At 50.4% G+C, this 18,294-nt stretch carries 16 protein-coding genes; 13 read left to right on the forward strand and 3 right to left on the reverse strand.

The genetic code is table 11. From position 1 onward, the window contains the following. From IAE55_RS28345 to IAE55_RS28360, 4 genes are all read left to right on the forward strand, one after another. Window positions 1–853, forward strand: an 853-nt coding sequence (locus IAE55_RS28345) for a helix-turn-helix transcriptional regulator (protein WP_200634507.1), incomplete at its 5' end; no start/stop codon positions are given. A 180-nt stretch (window positions 854–1,033) separates the two neighbouring features. Beyond that, window positions 1,034–2,710 carry an extracellular solute-binding protein gene (locus IAE55_RS28350; protein ID WP_200634508.1) on the forward strand — a complete coding sequence of 559 codons (1,677 nt, stop codon included), beginning with the start codon at window positions 1,034–1,036 and terminating at the stop codon, window positions 2,708–2,710. Between the two features lie 93 nt (window positions 2,711–2,803). Continuing rightward, entirely contained in the window at window positions 2,804–3,694 is an 891-nt protein-coding gene (locus IAE55_RS28355) for an ABC transporter permease (RefSeq protein WP_105442309.1), read from the forward strand. Window positions 3,695–3,716: 22 nt separating this feature from the next. Then, window positions 3,717–4,601 carry a carbohydrate ABC transporter permease gene (locus tag IAE55_RS28360; RefSeq protein WP_076171504.1) on the forward strand — a complete coding sequence of 295 codons (885 nt, stop codon included), beginning with the start codon at window positions 3,717–3,719 and terminating at the stop codon, window positions 4,599–4,601. A 176-nt stretch (window positions 4,602–4,777) separates the two neighbouring features. Here IAE55_RS28360 and IAE55_RS28365 read toward each other — a convergent pair whose 3' ends face one another. Continuing rightward, entirely contained in the window at window positions 4,778–6,154 is a 1,377-nt protein-coding gene (locus IAE55_RS28365) for a serine hydrolase (protein WP_200634509.1), read from the reverse strand. A 758-nt stretch (window positions 6,155–6,912) separates the two neighbouring features. Between IAE55_RS28365 and IAE55_RS28370 the strand changes: the two genes are divergently transcribed. The 3 genes from IAE55_RS28370 to IAE55_RS28380 all read left to right on the forward strand — a co-directional run bounded on the left by IAE55_RS28370 (window position 6,913) and on the right by IAE55_RS28380 (window position 10,049). Next, window positions 6,913–8,244 carry an ABC transporter substrate-binding protein gene (locus IAE55_RS28370; protein WP_076171508.1) on the forward strand — a complete coding sequence of 444 codons (1,332 nt, stop codon included), beginning with the start codon at window positions 6,913–6,915 and terminating at the stop codon, window positions 8,242–8,244. Window positions 8,245–8,319: 75 nt separating this feature from the next. After that, a complete protein-coding gene (locus IAE55_RS28375; protein ID WP_105442313.1) occupies window positions 8,320–9,213 on the forward strand; it encodes a carbohydrate ABC transporter permease in 894 nt (297 codons plus the stop codon). Between the two features lie 2 nt (window positions 9,214–9,215). Further along, the gene (locus tag IAE55_RS28380) at window positions 9,216–10,049 is read left to right on the forward strand and encodes a carbohydrate ABC transporter permease (protein WP_145158928.1); all 834 of its coding nucleotides are present in this window, start codon (window positions 9,216–9,218) and stop codon (window positions 10,047–10,049) included. A gap of 101 nt (window positions 10,050–10,150) precedes the next feature. Here IAE55_RS28380 and IAE55_RS28385 read toward each other — a convergent pair whose 3' ends face one another. Next, window positions 10,151–11,062, reverse strand: coding sequence for an EamA family transporter (locus IAE55_RS28385; protein WP_200634510.1), 912 nt, complete (start codon window positions 11,060–11,062; stop codon window positions 10,151–10,153). A gap of 110 nt (window positions 11,063–11,172) precedes the next feature. Between IAE55_RS28385 and IAE55_RS28390 the strand changes: the two genes are divergently transcribed. Continuing rightward, entirely contained in the window at window positions 11,173–12,066 is an 894-nt protein-coding gene (locus IAE55_RS28390) for an AraC family transcriptional regulator (RefSeq protein ID WP_200634511.1), read from the forward strand. A 24-nt stretch (window positions 12,067–12,090) separates the two neighbouring features. On the opposite strand, the gene IAE55_RS28395 is transcribed toward IAE55_RS28390, so the two are convergent. Then, window positions 12,091–12,981, reverse strand: coding sequence for a LysR family transcriptional regulator (locus tag IAE55_RS28395; RefSeq protein ID WP_200634512.1), 891 nt, complete (start codon window positions 12,979–12,981; stop codon window positions 12,091–12,093). A gap of 169 nt (window positions 12,982–13,150) precedes the next feature. Between IAE55_RS28395 and aroC the strand changes: the two genes are divergently transcribed. The 5 genes from aroC (at window position 13,151) to mraY (ending at window position 18,232) form a co-directional block, all read left to right on the forward strand. Continuing rightward, window positions 13,151–14,206 (forward strand): chorismate synthase, encoded by a 1,056-nt coding sequence (aroC, locus tag IAE55_RS28400; protein ID WP_200634513.1) that lies wholly within the window; start codon window positions 13,151–13,153, stop codon window positions 14,204–14,206. A 65-nt stretch (window positions 14,207–14,271) separates the two neighbouring features. Then, window positions 14,272–15,051, forward strand: coding sequence for a hypothetical protein (locus IAE55_RS28405; protein WP_234489940.1), 780 nt, complete (start codon window positions 14,272–14,274; stop codon window positions 15,049–15,051). 11 nt (window positions 15,052–15,062) lie between these two features. Then, window positions 15,063–15,761, forward strand: coding sequence for a CD3324 family protein (locus tag IAE55_RS34305; RefSeq protein ID WP_325168695.1), 699 nt, complete (start codon window positions 15,063–15,065; stop codon window positions 15,759–15,761). 153 nt (window positions 15,762–15,914) lie between these two features. After that, window positions 15,915–17,111, forward strand: coding sequence for an ATP-binding protein (locus tag IAE55_RS28415; RefSeq protein ID WP_267918384.1), 1,197 nt, complete (start codon window positions 15,915–15,917; stop codon window positions 17,109–17,111). Window positions 17,112–17,278: 167 nt separating this feature from the next. Beyond that, the gene (gene mraY / locus IAE55_RS28420; protein ID WP_200634515.1) at window positions 17,279–18,232 is read left to right on the forward strand and encodes a phospho-N-acetylmuramoyl-pentapeptide-transferase; all 954 of its coding nucleotides are present in this window, start codon (window positions 17,279–17,281) and stop codon (window positions 18,230–18,232) included. Window positions 18,233–18,294: the final 62 nt, after the last annotated feature.

Raw genomic sequence — 18,294 nt, forward strand, 5'->3', positions numbered from 1 at the left:
GGAGAAGGGGGAGGAGGGGCTGGATGAACTGGTACGATTGGCTTCAGCGGACGCCGGGTGGACGCTGATCCGGTTAAAGGGTATCCAGGGCCGAATGCCTTCCGAAGTGTATGATCAGGTGCGGAGGTACTGCGAAGGGGAGTTTTTTTACGAATATGACCCGGCTGTAAAGGTCATGGATCGATCCTTGTCAGCGCTCGCGCAGAGCGTGAATCCCGTAAATGATGATCTTACACTCGCCGTAATGGCCCAGTGGCTCTCGCCGGGCTGGATCTACCGGGAAGGTTTGTTTCAGGCAAATCTGCAGGAGCTGAAAGAACTGCGGCTGCCGCAGGCGGAGCTCTCGGGGCGGCTGTACGTGCTGGCCGACCGGTTGGACCAGCTGGCCGGTAAAACCGGAACGACTCGCATTCGCCTGCCCGCCCCGCTGAATTCCTGGTTCGAGGTCGAAGCGTGGTTTGACGCCGTCCGCAAGCAGCTTCGCGAAGAATGGGGCAGGGCGCCGTATTCACCCGAGGTCGTTCAGAGCGTGATGACGGCTGTATCCATGCTGCACGAGGAGCTGGACCAGCAGGTGACGGCGGCGGACATCGCCCGTAGGGTCAGCATGAGCCGCAGCTATTTCAGCCAGTGCTTCAAGGAAATTGTCGGGATCAACTTCAACGCCTACTTGCGCCGCATCCGTCTGGATCAAGCCAAGCATTACTTGCGGAATACGACTAAAACCGTCCTCTGGATCGCGCAGCACGTCGGCTATGAGGACGAAAAGTATTTCAGCCGTTCTTTCCGGGAGTATACCGGGCTGCTGCCGAGCGAATATCGGAATCAATCGGATCAGGATAGAGAAGGGTAGAGAAATGTCCTCCGGCAAGTAGGAAATTCTTCGAAAACGCTTCAGTGAAACCGCTGACATCCTCCCGATTGGAGTCAATTGTCTATCCCAACCTGAAACTTCCGTCTAACCGGGAAAAGTGGATTCCTGTGTTACCTTAAAGGTGCAAGCAAACCAAGAGCGAAAGAAGGGGCGAATAAGATGAGAGCAAAATCCATGATGAGCCTGGCGATAGCGGGCCTGATGCTGGTTCTGTCGGCCTGCGGCAGCGGCGGCGCTTCGGAGAAGGAAGCCGACGTATCCAAAGATCCGGTGGACCCGTTCGGCAAGTACAGCGAGACGGTTACGATCAACATCGGCAAAGAGGTGGACTCGGCAGATAAGAGCCTTCCGCCAGGAGACTCACCGGAAAACAATGTGTATACCCGGTACGTCAAGGACAATCTCAATATCGATACGAAGATTATTTGGCAGGCCGGCGTCGGCAAGGATTATCAGCAAAAGGTAAATTTGGCCATCGCCAGCAACGACCTTCCGGATGCTCTTGTCGTGACGGATACGCAGCTGCGGCAGATGGTCAAGAGCAACCAGCTGGCCGACCTGTCGGAAGTATACGAGCAGTATGCCTCCCCGGTGCTGAAAAAGATCATCGATTCGACGGATGGGCTTGCGATGAAATCCGTCACCTTCGACGGAAAAATGTATGCGTTGCCAAACGTGACGGCGGAATCGGACATGCAGCATATCATGTGGATTCGCAAAGACTGGCTCGACAAGCTCGATCTTGAAGTCCCGCGTAACGTCGAGGAACTGGAGAAGGTCGCCAAAGCCTTTGTAGAACAGGATCCGGACGGTAATGGGAAAAACGACACCATCGGCATCAGCGGCCCGCAATCCGGCGGACTGCTCAATGCGGATTTCATCAATCCGAACAACAACAACTACGGATTTGATCCGATCTTCGGCGCCTATCACGCATATCCGGGCTTTTGGCTGAAGGGCGCAGACGGGAAGCCGACCTACGGATCCATCGAACCCGAAACGAAGGAGGCGCTCGCCAAGCTCCGGGACCTGTATGCCAAAGGGCTGATCGATCCGGAAATGAGCATCCGCAAGGATGCGCAGGAGCTGATCAAGAACGGCACATCCGGAATCTACTTCGGCTTGTGGTGGGCAGGCGGGTACGGCCCGCTGGCAGACGCCATCAAAAACAATCCGAAGGCGAACTGGCAGGCCTACACCCTGCTCGACAAGAACGGAGAGTTCACACCTCATATGGGAACGCCGTCCAACCAATATCTCGTCGTCCGCAAAGGCTACAAGCATCCGGAAGCTGCGATCAAAATGGAAAACCTTTTGCTCCGGGACGAATCCAAATTCGACGTCAGCGTCGGCATCGGGAATTATCCGCTGCGTATCGTGTTCGCGCCAATGGACGAAATGTACGTGACCTACAACGCGATGAAGGAAGTGCTGGCCGGCACCAAAAAGCCGGAGGAGCTTGATCTGCCGGGTTACAAGCTGCTGAAGGCTGATGCCGAGAACATTAAGAAGGTGAAGCTCGAACCGTACGATAAAATGGACATCCAGTATTGGGACCCGAATGCGGATTTGGGCGCCTGGAAGCGGCTCTACTCCACCTTGGTCGGCATTGCGCCGCTGATGGAGCCTTATAAAAAGACGTACAGCCTGACCTATTCCCAAACGAAAACGATGGAGAGCAAGTGGGCGACGCTCGACAAGATGGAGAAGGAAACGTTTCTGAAAATTATTATGGGAGCGGCCCCGCTGGATACCTTTGATCAGTTCGTAAAGGACTGGCGGAAGCAGGGCGGAGACGACATCCTCAAAGAAGTCGCGGAAATCGCGCAGCAGTAGGCTTTTAACGCTCCAAGGAAAGGCAGGTGCCGGGAACCGTTCCGGCGCCTCCCCTATTTAAGCATATGACCCGGAAAAGGAAGGAGCTGCAAGATGATTAACAAGGGATTCGCCAAGCACTATTACTTGATGCTTCTCCCCGGAATGATCTGGCTGACCCTGTTCAGCATCGTTCCGATGTTCGGCATCGTCATGGCTTTTCAGGATTACAACCCGGGCCTCGGAATTCTGCATTCGGAATGGGTCGGTCTTGAAAACTTCAAGTACATGTTTTCCTTGAACGACAGCGTCACGATTCTGGTCAACACCCTGGTGATCGCCGTGCTCAAAATTGTAGGTAATCTGGTCATCCCGCTCGTCTTTGCCCTGCTGCTGAATGAGCTGCGGCTGCGGTATTTGAAGCGCTGGATTCAGACGATCGTATACCTGCCGCATTTTTTGTCCTGGGTTATCCTTTCGGGGATTCTGCTCGATATCTTCGGCTACACCGGTCCGGTGAACCAAATCTTGTCGGTGTTTCATATCAAGCCGATCCTGTTCTTCGGGCGGGCGGACCTGTTTCCGGCCCTCATCGTGGGAAGCGACGTGTGGAAGGAATTCGGGTTTAACACGATCATTTATTTGGCCGCGCTGACCGGCATCAATCCGGCTCTGTACGAGGCGGCTGCGATCGACGGGGCGACCCGGTTCAAGCGGATGCTGCACGTGACGCTTCCCGGCATCGTCTCGGCGATCGTGCTGCTCTCGGTGCTCAGCCTTGGCAACGTGCTGAACGCGGGCTTTGAGCAGATCTTCAATCTGTACAACCCGCTGGTCTATTCCAGCGGCGACATTATCGACACTTGGGTCTACCGGACGGGGCTGGTCAATCTGCAGTTCAGCCTGGCGACCGCCATGGGCCTGCTCAAATCGGTGGTCAGCTTCCTGATGATCACGATCTCCTATTATCTTGCTTACCGGTTTGCCAACTACCGTATCTTTTGATGACAAAAGGAGTGCATGTTCAATGGTAAAAGACAACACGGCAGGCTCCCGGCTGTTTGATATTGCGCTGATCGTGATCCTGGTAGGCATCGCAATCTTATGCATTCTGCCCATCTGGTACACCCTTGCCGTATCCCTCAGCAACAATGCAGCGGCAAGCTCGGGCCGGGTCGGGCTGTGGCCCGTCGGTTTCAACCTCGGTTCTTACCAGGAGCTGATGGGAGACCGCAAATTTTTTAACTCGTTCTGGATATCCGTGCAGCGGGTCATCCTCGGGGCGGGGCTGAACTTTGTGGTCATTCTGCTGATGGCGTATCCGTTATCCAAAAATGCAAAGGAGCTGCCGTATCGCAATGTACTCATGTGGATCCTCGTGTTTACGATGCTGTTTAACGGCGGACTGATTCCTTGGTACATGACGGTAAAGTCGCTGGGGCTCATCAACAACATTTGGGCGCTCGTTCTCGGCAACAGCGTGCCCGTATTCAGCGTCATCCTTGTCATTAACTTTTTCCGCAATCTGCCTAAAGAGTTGGAGGAGGCAGCGCTTGTCGACGGTGCGGGTCCCTGGCGGATGATGATCCAGATCTTTGTCCCGCTCGCGGGGCCGGTCATCGCTACGGTTACGCTATTCAGCATCGTATACCATTGGAACGAATTTTTTAACGGGCTGGTGCTGATGTCGGCGGCGGACCATTATCCGCTTCAGACGTATATCCAGCAGATGGTGGTGGTGATCGATGCCAACACGATGACGGCCGAACAGATCCAGCGAATGAGCGAATTGTCGAACCGGACGCTGAATGCGGCCAAAATTTTCATTGCGATGATTCCGGTGCTGGTCATCTATCCGTTTCTGCAGCGGTTCTTTATTACGGGGATTACGCTGGGCTCCGTGAAGGAATGAGGGGGACGCTGGCAAAGTGGATCAGGGAACATCCGCTGATCCGGTATCGTCCTTGCGTGCTGAGCCCGACGAAAAAGCAAGGAATAAAAACAAAAGGGATGCCCTTACGCCGATTGACGGCAGGGCATCCCTTTATGTGTTGAATCCAGCGGCAGCTTAGATGAAGCCGGACCGGATCAGCGAGTGAAGTTCCACATGCCGGTGATGAATCGGGACCCGTCCTGCCGGTTTGCAGGTTGGTCCGTCCTTCGCGCTGCAGCAGGCTCCATCATTCCTAATTGGAGAGCTTGGCTGACATAACCTGCGGCCCCGGAGGGAACGGTGCCTTCGTTGGCTTCGGGAGCTTCCCCTGACGCCGAGGCTTCGCGGTGAATAAACACATAGGCGCGAACCGCAATCACAGCCATTTCGGCGCGAGTGATTGGAGCAGACCCATTGAACAAGCCCTCGCCGGTTCCGCGCACGAGGCCAGCTTGACGGGCTGCGGCGATATCGCCTGCATACGGACTGTCGTCACTGATATCGTGAAACTGGCTGGATTGACCCGCAGCGGATGCCAGGCCAAGTTCCCGGGCGACCAAGGAAGTGAACTCGGCGCGGGTGAGCGGACTGCCGGCGGATGCTTCCTGATCCTTGACCTGCTCGCTGTAGATGGCTCTGGCGGCCTTTTGCACGATGGGATTGCCGATCCGCTGCGCTTCGTCGAAATCCTGGGTTGTCGTTACCTGCAGCAGCACGGAGACGGCGAGCTCGTGCCCCGGTACAAGGAAATATCCGGCATCGTGGGTGACGTTGGTGTTTTCCCCGGTTTTATGGGCGATTGGGGCATCGGACAGCGCAGCTCCAAACTTGGTGTTGACCTCCTGCCGGGCCATCCAGGCGATGATCTGGTTTCTGGAGGAGACGCTGAGGAAGGAACCCTGATAGATTTGGCCGAGCAGCTCCGTCAAATCCGCGGCGTCAATGTAATTGTCCTGGGCGGGGGAGGGAGCAGCTGCAAACATTTTGCGTCCAAGGTGCATCGTCCGAAGGTCCAATTGATCCATCAGCTGCTGGACATTGTCCATGCCGACCTTGTCGATGAGCACATTGGTCGCCGTGTTGTCCGACTGGGTGATCATCAGACGGGCAAGGCGTTCCAGGGTAAGGTTCTGCGGAAAGCTTTCGGTCTGCAGCGATCCGCTGCCGCCCACGACGTCTTCGGGCATTACCGTGACCTGATCGGCCAGGGACAGCTCGCCCCGGTCAACTTGCTGCATCAATGCGGATACGACGGCAAGCTTGATCGTACTGGCCGGCATGTACGGCTCCTGCGACCCAAGCAGCAGCGTTTCATGCCCGTAATGGCCGCTGAGGTCGCGGATGCCGACCGACATGCGAATCCCGTCCTTCTCCGCCTGCTGGAGGATGGGAGTCAGGGCTGATGCGATAGCAGATAAGCCTTTGTCCGGAGAAGCATCGGACGCTGCCGGAAGCAAGCTGGTCAGCAGGGCAGTAGCGGCAATCGTCGTCATTAGGGTTCTTCTTAATACCGGTTTCCGTCTGCGGGTCATCAAACATCCCTCCAAAAAAGAAATGTTATATAAAATGACATGATCGGTTGATGTATACCTCTTATTATAAATGGATGTAATATTAGTTTACAATCTGTTTTTGTGAGCGTTCACTTTTTGTTCATAACATTCTGTCGATGCCGTGGATTTGACAAAATTACTTACATAGGCTCGGGAATAAAGCGGGAGCTTGGGTTCCGTTTTTTATTTTACAAAAACATAAAATAATAGGGGCATTAGAAGAATCATGCAGAAAAAAGTCGATTGGCGGGAGTAGATGGCAGACCATGAGAATGACGATCGGCTAACTGAATAGGGGAAAGAACTTGGTATGGGCAGCTGAATATAGAAAAGGTCGGATCAAGGTTAAAAAAGCCTCATTCTATTATGTTTTAAAAAAATATAAAATGTTTTAGATTTTATATTTACAACTCCATTTCCTGTATGTTATTTTATACTTGCAAACGGATTCATTCAATATGTTTTGAATTATTTTAGAAAACTTTAAAACCGAGGAGGTCATCTTCGCAGCAACCTATCGAAGCTGCCCCGGTTCAGCTTGCGGAAGCGGCGTCCGGAAAAATGGTTCTTGAGATGAGGAGCCGCCGGAGTCCGGCAGGGGAGTTGAAATCAGACACAAATGAAAGCGCTTTATTTCATGTTTTTAGGTCACCCGTTCTTGGTCAGTCAGATTTGTTTTGTCCTGCAAGTGCTTGGCGGCAAGAAAAATCATTGAAGCTTAGGGGAGGATCCTGGATATGAAGAAAAAATGGCTGATGCTGCTGCTGGTCGTCACGATGACGACGATGTTGTGGGGATGCGGCAAGTCTTCCAATAGTGCGGAAGGCAAAACGTCCGTCCTGGACGGAGGGGCCGGAGACACGGCAACCGAGCTGTCCTACTGGACATTTGTGGAGCTGCACGGGCAGCATTTCAAGAAGATGCTGGAGAAATGGAACGCGGCGAACCCGGACCGCCAGATCAAGCTGAACGTCACGGTCATGCCGTATGACGACATGCATAACAAGCTCTCGATCGCGGTACAGACAGGCGTTGGGGCACCGGATATTGCAGACATTGAGATCGGCAAGTTTCCCGATTTTCTGAAAGGCACCCCTCAGCTGGAGCCGCTGAACGACGTGGTCGAGCCTTACAAAGATACCATCGTCCAGTCCCAGATCGATATGTACAGCAAGGAAGGGAAGGTATACGGACTCTCGACCCACGTCGGTGCGTCGGTCGCGTTCTATAACACTGAAATTCTAAAGGAAGCCGGCGTGGACTACAAATCGATCGTCACCTGGGACGATTTCAAGAAGGCAGGCATGCAGGTGTACGAGAAGACCGGCAAATATATGGGTACGGCGGATACGAGTGCCGGTTGGGAGGCATCGATGATGCTGGCTCAGCAGAAAAGCGATTTTACCGATGATGCGGGCAATCCGATCGTCAATTCGGACGCCATGGTCAAAGGACTGAAGGTGCTGAAAGACCTCCAGGATAACAACGTCATCGCCACAATTGCCGGCGGGCAGCCGGACACAGAGGAAGCGTACGGCGAGTTTAACGAAGGAAAATATGCGACGGCTTTCATGCCGCTGTGGATGATGTCGCGTTACACGAACTATATGCCTGACCTGTCCGGTAAAATCGCACTTGCGCCGATTCCGGTCATGGAAAAAGGAATGCCGCGCTCTTACGGCGGAGGCGGGACCGGTACCGTCGTCACGAAAACAGCCAAAGACGTTCAGTTGGCCAAAGACTTCATTGCTTACGCCAAGCTGTCCCTCGACGCGAACATCGAAATCTGGAACACACTTGGTTTTGACCCGATCAATATGGACGTATGGAATATGAAAGACGTGACGCATAATCCCGAAAACCAATTCGTGAAATATTTCGTCAACAACCCGTTTGACGTGCTGAACGATATCAAGGATGAAATCCGTCTGATCAAATCGACGCCGGCTTCGCCGACGATCAACAACGTGCTGTACACGACGACGCTCAACGAAATTTTCGAGGACGGACGTGACATTAAGGAAGCGCTGGACGATGCGCAGGCACAGATCGAACAGGAACTGAAATAGCCGGCATGCCCGGACTCAGAGCTGCTCTTGTCTTTTCGGGGAGCGGCTCTTTTTCAAACAGAAAGGAGTAGAGACATGATCAAGCGTTTTATATATTCGCAAAAGGTCGCCCCGTATGTGTTCGTGTTCCCGTTTGTCGCCATTTTTCTGGTGTTCTGGGTTTACCCGCTGCTCAGCTCGTTCGGCATGAGTTTCCAGCATGTCACCCTGGGGCAGGAGGCCGAGTGGACAGGGATGGACAACTATCAGAAGCTGATGGGGGACAGCGTGTTCCTCAAGTCGATCGGCAACAGCGCGCTGTATATGGTGCTGACGCTGGTCATTCTGATTCCGTTTCCTATGCTGCTTGCGGTGCTGATCAACAACAAATGGATGTGGGGCCGCGAATTTTTTAAATCGGCTTTCTTCTTTCCTGCACTGACATCCGTGGTGGTGGCGGGGACGATTTTCCGCCTGATGTTCGGGGAGATGGAAGGGTCGCTGATCAACAGCGTCCTTGGCGTCTTCGGTATCGAGCCGGTGAAATTTCTGAAAGGGCATCTGACCGGTTTTGTTGCGCTGCTCGCCCTGGCGACCTGGCGGTGGACGGGAGTTAACATCCTTTACTTTCTTTCGGGTCTCAAAAATATTCCGGAGGAATACTACGAAGCCGCCTCGATTGACGGCGCCTCCGCATTCCAGAAATTCACGAGAATCACGATGCCGCTGCTGAAACCGACCACGATTTATGTGCTTACGATCAGCATTTATGCGGGACTGGCCATGTTTATCGAAAGCCTCATGCTGTGGAACGGCAACAACTCGCCGAAAAACATCGGCCTCACGATCGTCGGCTACTTGTACCGCCAAGGGATCGAGAAGAACAACCTCGGCTACGCCGCCGCGGTCGGCATTGTGCTCCTCGCCGTGACGATGATCATTAATCTGACGCAGCTGGCGTTCTCCGGCATGTTTAAGAAGGAGGATTAGGGATGAAAAAGAACACCTCTCTCAACATCGTCCTCGTCGTCATTTTCGCCGTCATCTGCTTCCTGATCTTGCTGCCGTTCTACGCTATAACGCTCGCTTCCTTCAAGCCCGGCGAAGAGCTGATCCGGTACGGATTGAACCTGAAGCTTGACTTCTCGGTCATGAGTCTGGACAACTTTGTTTTCTTGTTCACGGGGGATCATGCGTATTTTACGTGGTTCTTCAACTCGCTGCTGCTGACCGTGGTGCAGGTCGTTCTGACGCTGCTGGTCAGCGCGACGGTAGCTTACGGCTTTGCCGCTTATGATTTCAAGGGGAAAAATATCCTTTTTATATGCGTGCTGCTGATCATGATGGTTCCCTTTGAAATACTGCTGCTTCCTTTATACACGCTTACTTTTAACCTTGGCATGATGAACTCGTACTCGGCGATTATTTTGCCGGGCATAGCCAATGCGGCGACGATTTTCTTCTTCAGGCAGTATCTGTCCGGCATTCCGAAAGAGATTATCGCCTCCGGCCGGGTGGATGGTGCGAGCGAATACGGCATTTACGCCAGGCTGATCCTTCCTGTCATGAAGCCTTCATTCGCCGCGATGGCCATTCTCAACGGCATGAACAGCTGGAATAACTTTTTATGGCCGTTTATGGTGCTGAGCGATTCGCACAAGTACACGCTGCCGATCGGTTTGAAGACGCTGCTGACGCCGTACGGCAACAACTATGACCTGCTCATCGTCGGCTCGTTCTTCTCGATTCTGCCGATTTTTATCCTGTTTGTGGCCTTCCAAAAGTACTTCATCGACGGCATGACGGCCGGTGCGGTGAAAGGGTAGATTCGTTTCTGAAATAGCAGCATACACCCGCGAGTACCGGCAAATTTGCCGGTTTTTCTTTTGAGCGGCATATGAGAAAATCGATATTTGAAAAAATCACACTAGTCGGATGAGGGTTTCTTATTCCATGCCAGAAGCAAAATCAGTCCGATGATACACGCTGTACCCAACCATTGAAAAAAACCAAAAGGCTCTTTTAGCCAAAATACGGTTGTGATCACAGCAGCCAGCGGCTCCAAACTGCCTAAAAGGCTTGTTTCTTGAGGTGAAAGGCTTTGTAAGCTTTCGATGTAAAACCAAAATGCGATCATCGTGCCGAAAAGGACCACGAAAGCTAAATACAGATAAGCGTCGATCGTCAAGCCTGTAAAGTCGGTGTGCCATGGTGGATGGATCACACTTAAGCCCAAACCGCCGACGATCATCGCCCAGCCGACAATGACGAGGGAATCGTATTGCTTCAGCAGCGGGACGGCATACAAGGTGTAGAACGCCAAGGCCGCGCCTGATAAAACACCCCAAACTACGGCTGGGAATGGCACGGAAAGCTCCGAGATCGAGCCGTTGGTTAATAAAAAGAAGCAACCCGCTAAAGCTAGGATCACGGTGAGTAAGTCTTTTCGCGTGAAAACCATTTGCTTCCGCAGCATTAAATAGAGGATGATCATGACAGGCGCCAAATACTGCAGCAGTGTTGCCACAGCGGCATTTCCATGTTGAATCGACGCCATATACGTATATTGAACTGATAGCATGCCAACCAATCCGAAAACAATGAGCCGCAAGGCGTTCCGACTGTTTCTCCATACCCCAACGATTTGCGAGCGGTCTTTGACCCAAAATTGAATGGTTAACAGTAAAATACCGGCGATAAGCAGGCGTACTGTGACCAGTCCGTTAACATCGATTGCGGTTTGCTCAAAGAGCTTTTTGGCGACGGTACCGCTCATTCCCCAAAATATCGCTCCTGTAATGACAAGAAATAACCCTTTCCTTCTAGCTGTTGGATTCATAGATCAATTCTCCGCCTTAAATATAATAATAGTGTTATAATAGATAAAATAATTTGTTCGGAATACCGAAATTGGATATAAAAATATAACAATATTGAGGTGGAGATTATTTGCAAATTAAAGATTTCAGGATTGGCGGCAATTTGAAGGAATTAACCGAGCACCGGACGGTCGTGCTTCCGGTTGCTTGCTACGAAACGACGATTAACCAAAACATACACGGTCATATTCCGCTTCATTGGCATGATGAATTGCAATTCGTTCGGGTTGTCAAAGGGGAAGCCGAGTTCCAAATCAACGAAGAGAAGCTCGTTGTTCGGCAAGGGGAAGGGGTCTTCATCAACAGCGGCTGCCTGCACATGGCGGTAGATCGGAACGCATCCGGCTGTGTGTATATTTGCCTGAATGTCTCGCCTGACTTTGTCGTATCACGGGAGCTATATGCTGCCTATGTGGCTCCGTATATTCAAGCGACGAATCTGCCTTATGTATACATCGATCCTAGTCAGGCTTGGAGCGCCAATATTTTAGATGCCTTGGTGAACATTCATCAATGGATTCAGCATCAACCGCCATACTTTGAACTGGATTTGACGATGCAGCTGGCTTTCATTTGGAAAAACCTGATCCTGAACGGTTTTCAACTGCAATATGACCAGGTGGAAGCGGTAAAAAACGAGCGGATGAAGCAGATGTTGAGCTGGATCGATATCCATTACGCCGAAAAAATCGCGTTAAATGATATTGCCAGAGCCGGTCAATTGAGCCGCTCGGAATGCTGCCGCTATTTTAAACGAATCCTGAACACGACTCCGCTGAATTATGTGACCGATTATAGGCTTCAGAAAAGCGCAGTCCTCCTTCAGCAATCCGATTCCAGTATTACCGAGGTGGCTTACCAAGTTGGATTTAACAGCACCAGCTACTTTATAGAAAAATTCAGAAATGCGATGAATATGACACCACTTGCTTACAAGAAATGTAAAATGGATGCACGTTCATAATCGGAACGCGGCGAGGACAGCCGGTCAATGAGACCGGCTGCTTTGTATGTTCAAAAAGGCCTCTGCAGCGAGCGACAGAGACGATTGCTTTCTGACAGCTACGCCTACATGTCGGTCCGGCAGCGGAACTTCCATAGAAAGCTCCAATAAAGCTCCCTCATCAATCTTTGAAGCTACAAACGCTCTCGGCAAAATAGCGGCCCCATACCCCCGCTCGGCGAACTCCGCCAGCATATCCAAGCTGTTCAGCTCGAAATCGGCCGCCGCTTCCACGCCTTGGGATTGAAACCAGGCTTCGATATAGGAGCGGGTCGCACTTCCCTGGGACAGCATTAACAGGGGAAGCTCGGCCAATTGTGCAGCGGACAAGGGGGCTTTTGCCAGAGCGGCAAAGGGTTTCCCCGCCATCACACCATACGGCGAGACAAAAGTATCCACGACTTGAATCTCCGCATCCTTCACCGGAAGATAAATGTAGCCCAGATCAAGTAAGCCCTGCTGTAACTGCTCCAAAATCTGACCGGTCTTTTGCTGTGAGACTTGGACCCGGATGTTGGGGTATTGGGAACGGTAAATATCGAGTAGAGGAACGATATAGTCGCGGATGATCGCTCCGTTGGCACCGATCCGCAATCGCCCTTCGTTCAGCTGTCCCAACTGCTTCATGTATCGTTCGGCGTAATCCAGTTTATCGAATACTTGTCTGACTTGATCGTACAAGGCATGCCCTTCTTCTGTTAAAACGATTCCTTTGGATAAGCGGTCGAACAGCTTAACTCCAAGCGCGTCTTCCAGCTGCTTGATCGCATAACTGACGGAGGGCTGTGTCATATTTAAGCGCTGGGCGGCTTTCGTCATATTCAAAGTTTCCGAAGCATGAAGAAAAATCCGGTACCATTCCGTGTTAATCATCATTTGGCATCAATCCATTCTATGGCAAGAGTCGAAAATTACAATTTCATTTATTACAAGTATACCTCTAAACTAGTACATAAGGACAATACATGATGTTAGATAGAATGAACTAAAGAGACTGAAGTTCCATGCAAAACTTTAGTTCAATCTATATAGAGGGGGAATTTTTATGCCGGGAAGTACTTTTGGTGAACGGTTTAAAATGACGACGTTTGGTGAATCGCATGGAGAAGCCATTGGCGTCATTATCGAAGGCGTCACTCCAGGCGTTGAACTGAACGAGGACGATATTCAGGTTCAGATGGATCGCAGAAAGCCGGGGCAGTCTTCAGTCACAACGCCGCGTAAAGAATATGATAAGGTCCGGATTTTATCCGGTGTATTTGAAGGCCGGACAACAGGGACTCCGCTCAGCGTGATGCTGAACAATACGGACATGCGTCCGTCCGCATACGATGACATCAAACAGATGTATCGCCCGGGGCATGCGGACTTTTCTTATGATCAGAAATATGGAATTCGGGACTACCGGGGCAGCGGAAGAGCTTCCGGAAGGGAAACCGCGGCACGGGTCGCGGCCGGAGCGGTTGCGCGGAAACTGCTGGAACGGCGGGGAGTCTCCGTCATGGCCTATACGACCGAGGTCGCCGGTATCCGCTGCGAAACTTTCCATCCCGATGCCATCGAACAAAATCCTGTTCGCGCCTGTGATCCTGAAGCGGCGGCGAAGATGATTGCGCGGATCGAACAACTCGCGGCAGAGGGCGACAGCTGCGGCGGCATCGTTGAATGCCGGATCAGCGGCGCTGCGGCAGGGCTTGGGGAGCCCGTGTTTGATAAGCTGGATGCTGAGCTGGCCAAGGCCATGCTTTCGATCGGCGCGATCAAAGGGATCGAGTTCGGGACCGGTTTCCAGGCGGCATCCATGCTGGGAAGCGAACACAACGATCAAATGGACGAGAACGGGTTTATTACGAACCATGCCGGAGGCGTTATCGGTGGAATCAGCACCGGGGCCGACATCATTTTCCGGGTTGTCATCAAACCGACTTCGTCAATCTCCAAACCTCAACGAACGATAGATACGGAAGGAAACGAAAGGGAAATTACAACGATCGGAAGGCATGATCCGTGTATCTGTCCGCGGGTCGTACCGGTGATTGAAGCGATGGCCTGTATGGTGATCGAAGATCACTATAAAAGACAAGCGGCGCTGCTGTACTAGCCTCATTCGAGGGTAAAGTTGACTTAACCTATTCATTGCCTATTTCCGTTACAGGATCAAGTGGTATGATGACGACAGATCAGATGCGCGCAACTGACACTGAAACATCAATCATTTGTGTATGTAAAGGGGAACTGTACATGAGTAAGGATCATATCATCAAGTCCATGCTTTCCGAACAGGTGAGCATGACACCCAACGGATTTCTCGCCGATGAGTTAAATCCGCAGCAATTTGCCAAAGTCTACGAATTGTTTTTTGACAGCATCTTTAAAATCAGCGCATCAGATATAGCGGGCGTCGAAGGCTACGGTGAGTTCAATGAGAATTGTAAAACGGAGTATAGCACCTGCAGGGAGTTTCTCGTTGACACATTCGCGGATGATAAAGAAGGATATTGGTATCATTGGAAGGAACTCTATGATACGACGCTTCTGGATCGTGAATTTGTCGAAAAATACTTGATGGAGATGGAAGCCAGAATCGAGTATTGTGAAGGCAGACGTTATTTAGTGAACAATAATACGTTTTTTGAAATTATGATCACCGATGGAAAAACGCAGGTTGGTTTCCCTGACTGGAGCCGGTCCGGCATATGCGACTTCCTTCTGGATTTTGCCATTATGGACTTAAATAAGCCCTATTTGAACATTCCTGAATTGTTATTCGAATATTGCGGACAACGAAACATCGTCATCCCGGATTTTAAAGAAAGATTTTTATGTATGGCGTATTATAAGGGAATCGATGTTTTGCGGTGGCATGCGTCGATCGATGACGAGGAATCGTGCATGTCCATCATGAAATCCATCAGCGAACTGAAGGATCGAATTTACGCTTTATAAAGGATGATCGTATGAAATATGAAAATGCCGGCGAGGTCCTGCCTGAGGAGCTGCTGAAAGAAATCCAGAAATACGCCGCCGGGAAACTGCTGTATATTCCGAAGGGTAAGGAGAAAAAGGGCTGGGGAGAAACGTCCGGCTACCGGGATCGCCTGCAGAGGCGAAATGTAATGATCCGCAACAAATATGCCAATGGGATGACGGTTTCGGAGCTTGCGGACGAGTACTTCTTATCCCTGGATTCCATAAAGAAAATCATTTATTCGAAGAAACATGACAGGCATATCACTTATGCTCCGACGGTTCGCTCGGCAGTACAATATGCGAATAACGGGCTGCTGGAAGAATGGATTCAGTGCTACCTGATGCTTACGAGGCAGGTGGCTTCGGCTCTGCATGATTATTCAGGAGAGAAGAATCATTATTTTGGCGTCGTCAAGTTTCCATTACGCCTGATCCAGATGGATGGAATAAAGCTAGAGGCAGATGATTCGGACGAAGCGGATGATCACGCTGCGGATCTTCCGCCTCTTCTTATTGAATATGAAAGAGGCAAATTTTACTGTATCGAACAGAAAAGACTGTTCTCCAGACTAAAACGGCGCAAAGTAAATGCTTATTCCACAATCATTGTCTTAAAGGAATCGGCGGATTATAAAAGGTTCATGAAGCAATATGGTCACGTGCTGTTTTTTATAAATCATGCATGATGATGAGCGCGGATGCGGAAAAATTTACAATTTAATGAGAAGGAATTTATCCTGGGCCCCGAGAATGCTTATTTACTACAAATGAAGGGGCTACAGGGGATGCATATCGAATCCAACCTAATACTCAATGTTTTCATCATATTACTGCCTATCATGTTCTATCGTTTTGTGTGTAAATCGAAAAAAACCGTGCTCTATTTCCTGCTGTTTCTTGTACCTCTAATTATTACAATGTCGTTCCCTGTCAAAGTATTTAATACGTTTTTAGATTTGCGGGGAATACCGCTTGTGGCGGGCTCCCTATACGGCGGGTTATACAGTGCGCTTTTGCTGTTTGCCAGCATGCTGATCTATCGGCTGATATTAGGTGATATCCATGTCGTACATTATACGCTGGCTCTGCTGCCAACTTTGGTACTCGTATGTCTGGCCATTCCGGTATTTAACCGTGCAAGCTTAATCAAGCGGATGCTGCTGGTGTTTGGCCTGTGCTCCTTTTTACGCATTACCGTTCTGAACATTTATTATGTGCTTGATGGCAATCCGGCGTACTTCCTGGATTCGTTTGTGCCTTCCTTGCCGATCGTTCTGATGCAGTGCGTAATGTCTGTCATTTTGGTATACATATTAGAAACGGTCCGTCGTGACGTCAAGATTCAAGAAGAGATGATCGAAGCCGAGAAGCTGAAGGTCGTCAGCGAAATCGCCGCATCGGTTGCTCACGAAGTGCGAAATCCGCTCACCACTGTGCGGGGATTTGTTCAACTATTGGGTGAGCCGTCCTTGACGGATCAGAAGCGTAAGGAATTTTCCCTCATTACCCTCGTGGAATTGGATCGGGCGGGATCGATCATCTCCGATTACTTGTCATTAGCTAAACCTCAAATCCAGAAACTGGAACCGATTTCACTGAATGAAGAGTTTTTGGAAACCTCCCATGTGCTGAGCTCCTATGCTAATTTACAAAATGTGAAAATGGTCACCGAATTTCATTCATCCGGTACCATTTATGGAGACAAATCCAAGTTAAGGCAAGCTATCATTAATTTGTGCAAAAATGCGGTTGAAGCGATGCCTGACGGCGGTGTATTAACGATTAAATACTTCGTTGACGAAAGTGACAACAAAGCCAGAATCTATATCTCGGATACAGGTGTAGGCATGACGAAAGAGCAGATTCAAAGACTGGGATCCCCCTATTACTCCACCAAGTTAAAAGGCACGGGGCTCGGAACCATGGTGACTTTCAATATCATACGCGAGATGAACGGACAGATTTCGATTGAAAGCAAGGAAGGCGAAGGAACTACTTTTATCATTACTTTGCCGCTGTATACAAAAAAAGAGTAAGCTCCTAGGAAGTAACTGGTGAGGTTGAAGGTACATATTTTCCATAGATGGCTTGCACAAGCAAGATGATCTCTAAGAGATTTTGACTTCAGGGAATGTTTGTCTACCTATCCGAATTATTTATAATGTAAGGAAACCATATTTTTCAATGAGAAGGGGTTCGTCATATGTATGGAATTATGGCTGTTTCCGGCTTATCTTTCCTTCTGGTTGCCGTACTGACGCCATTGCTGATTTGGACCTTGCGCAGGCTGAAGCTGACGCAGCCAATCCGCGCCGAGCTTCCGGCAGATCATCAAGCCAAACGCGGTACGCCGCTGATGGCCGGATTAATCCTGCTGATTGGGGTAGCGATTTCGCTGCAATCACAACCGGCATCCCTTATGCTGCTCCTATGCGCTACGTTTCTGTTGTTCAGCTCGGTCGGCTTTCTCGATGACTTTAAAAAAGCCTTCTGGCAAGACCCGGCCGGCATCTCGAGCCGTACGAAGCTGGTGCTTCAATTTGCTTTTACGGGAATCCTGTTGTATGTATTGCTTCATTCGTTTGGCGTAACGAGTGATATCGCGCTTTTTCAAGGATACCATCTGCAGCTGCCTGTTTACGTATATGTGGCCATCATACTGCTGTTTGTGGTAGGTTCTGCGAATGCGATCAACTTTACGGATGGATTGGACGGACTGCTGATCAATGTGGCGATTCCGACTTATTTTTTCTTCTTTTTGATTTCGGACAAACCTGAGGTGCAGACATTTTCGCTGGTGATGATCGGCTGCCTGCTTGGACTTTTTCTTTACAACATCTATCCGGCAAGGGCGTTTATGGGGGACACGGGATCGATGGCGATCGGAGGATCGCTTTCCATTTTGGCCGTCATTGAAAAGGTTGAAATTTTGATACCGATCCTGTTTTTTATCTATCTTGCGGAGCAGTTGTCGGTCATTTTGCAGGTATGGTATTACAAAAAGACGAAGCTGCGGTTATTTCGAATGACCCCGATCCATTTCCACTTCAGTCTGAAATATGGATGGAGCGAAAACAAAATTGTTACGATCTTCGGGTTTATTTCGTGGATTTGTGTGCTGATATGCTGGCTGATCTGGAAATACGTGATGCATTGAGCGATAGATTAATTGAGATGAGGCAGCAGCGGTCAAGGGACCGGCTGCTTTTTTTGTGCTAT

It is taken from the genome of Paenibacillus sp. S28, from assembly GCF_016624415.1.
Lineage (GTDB): Bacteria > Bacillota > Bacilli > Paenibacillales > Paenibacillaceae > Paenibacillus_AQ > Paenibacillus_AQ favisporus.

Coding starts and splice junctions, on each gene's coding strand:
- IAE55_RS28350 (WP_200634508.1), top strand. CDS start 1,034: ATGAGAGCAAAATCCATGATGAGCCTGGCGATAGCGGGCCTGATGCTG.
- IAE55_RS28355 (WP_105442309.1), top strand. CDS start 2,804: ATGATTAACAAGGGATTCGCCAAGCACTATTACTTGATGCTTCTCCCC.
- IAE55_RS28360 (WP_076171504.1), top strand. CDS start 3,717: ATGGTAAAAGACAACACGGCAGGCTCCCGGCTGTTTGATATTGCGCTG.
- IAE55_RS28365 (WP_200634509.1), bottom strand. CDS start 6,154: ATGACCCGCAGACGGAAACCGGTATTAAGAAGAACCCTAATGACGACG.
- IAE55_RS28370 (WP_076171508.1), top strand. CDS start 6,913: ATGAAGAAAAAATGGCTGATGCTGCTGCTGGTCGTCACGATGACGACG.
- IAE55_RS28375 (WP_105442313.1), top strand. CDS start 8,320: ATGATCAAGCGTTTTATATATTCGCAAAAGGTCGCCCCGTATGTGTTC.
- IAE55_RS28380 (WP_145158928.1), top strand. CDS start 9,216: ATGAAAAAGAACACCTCTCTCAACATCGTCCTCGTCGTCATTTTCGCC.
- IAE55_RS28385 (WP_200634510.1), bottom strand. CDS start 11,062: ATGAATCCAACAGCTAGAAGGAAAGGGTTATTTCTTGTCATTACAGGA.
- IAE55_RS28395 (WP_200634512.1), bottom strand. CDS start 12,981: ATGATGATTAACACGGAATGGTACCGGATTTTTCTTCATGCTTCGGAA.
- aroC (WP_200634513.1), top strand. CDS start 13,151: ATGCCGGGAAGTACTTTTGGTGAACGGTTTAAAATGACGACGTTTGGT.
- IAE55_RS28405 (WP_234489940.1), top strand. CDS start 14,272: ATGATGACGACAGATCAGATGCGCGCAACTGACACTGAAACATCAATC.
- IAE55_RS34305 (WP_325168695.1), top strand. CDS start 15,063: ATGAAATATGAAAATGCCGGCGAGGTCCTGCCTGAGGAGCTGCTGAAA.
- IAE55_RS28415 (WP_267918384.1), top strand. CDS start 15,915: ATGTTCTATCGTTTTGTGTGTAAATCGAAAAAAACCGTGCTCTATTTC.
- mraY (WP_200634515.1), top strand. CDS start 17,279: ATGTATGGAATTATGGCTGTTTCCGGCTTATCTTTCCTTCTGGTTGCC.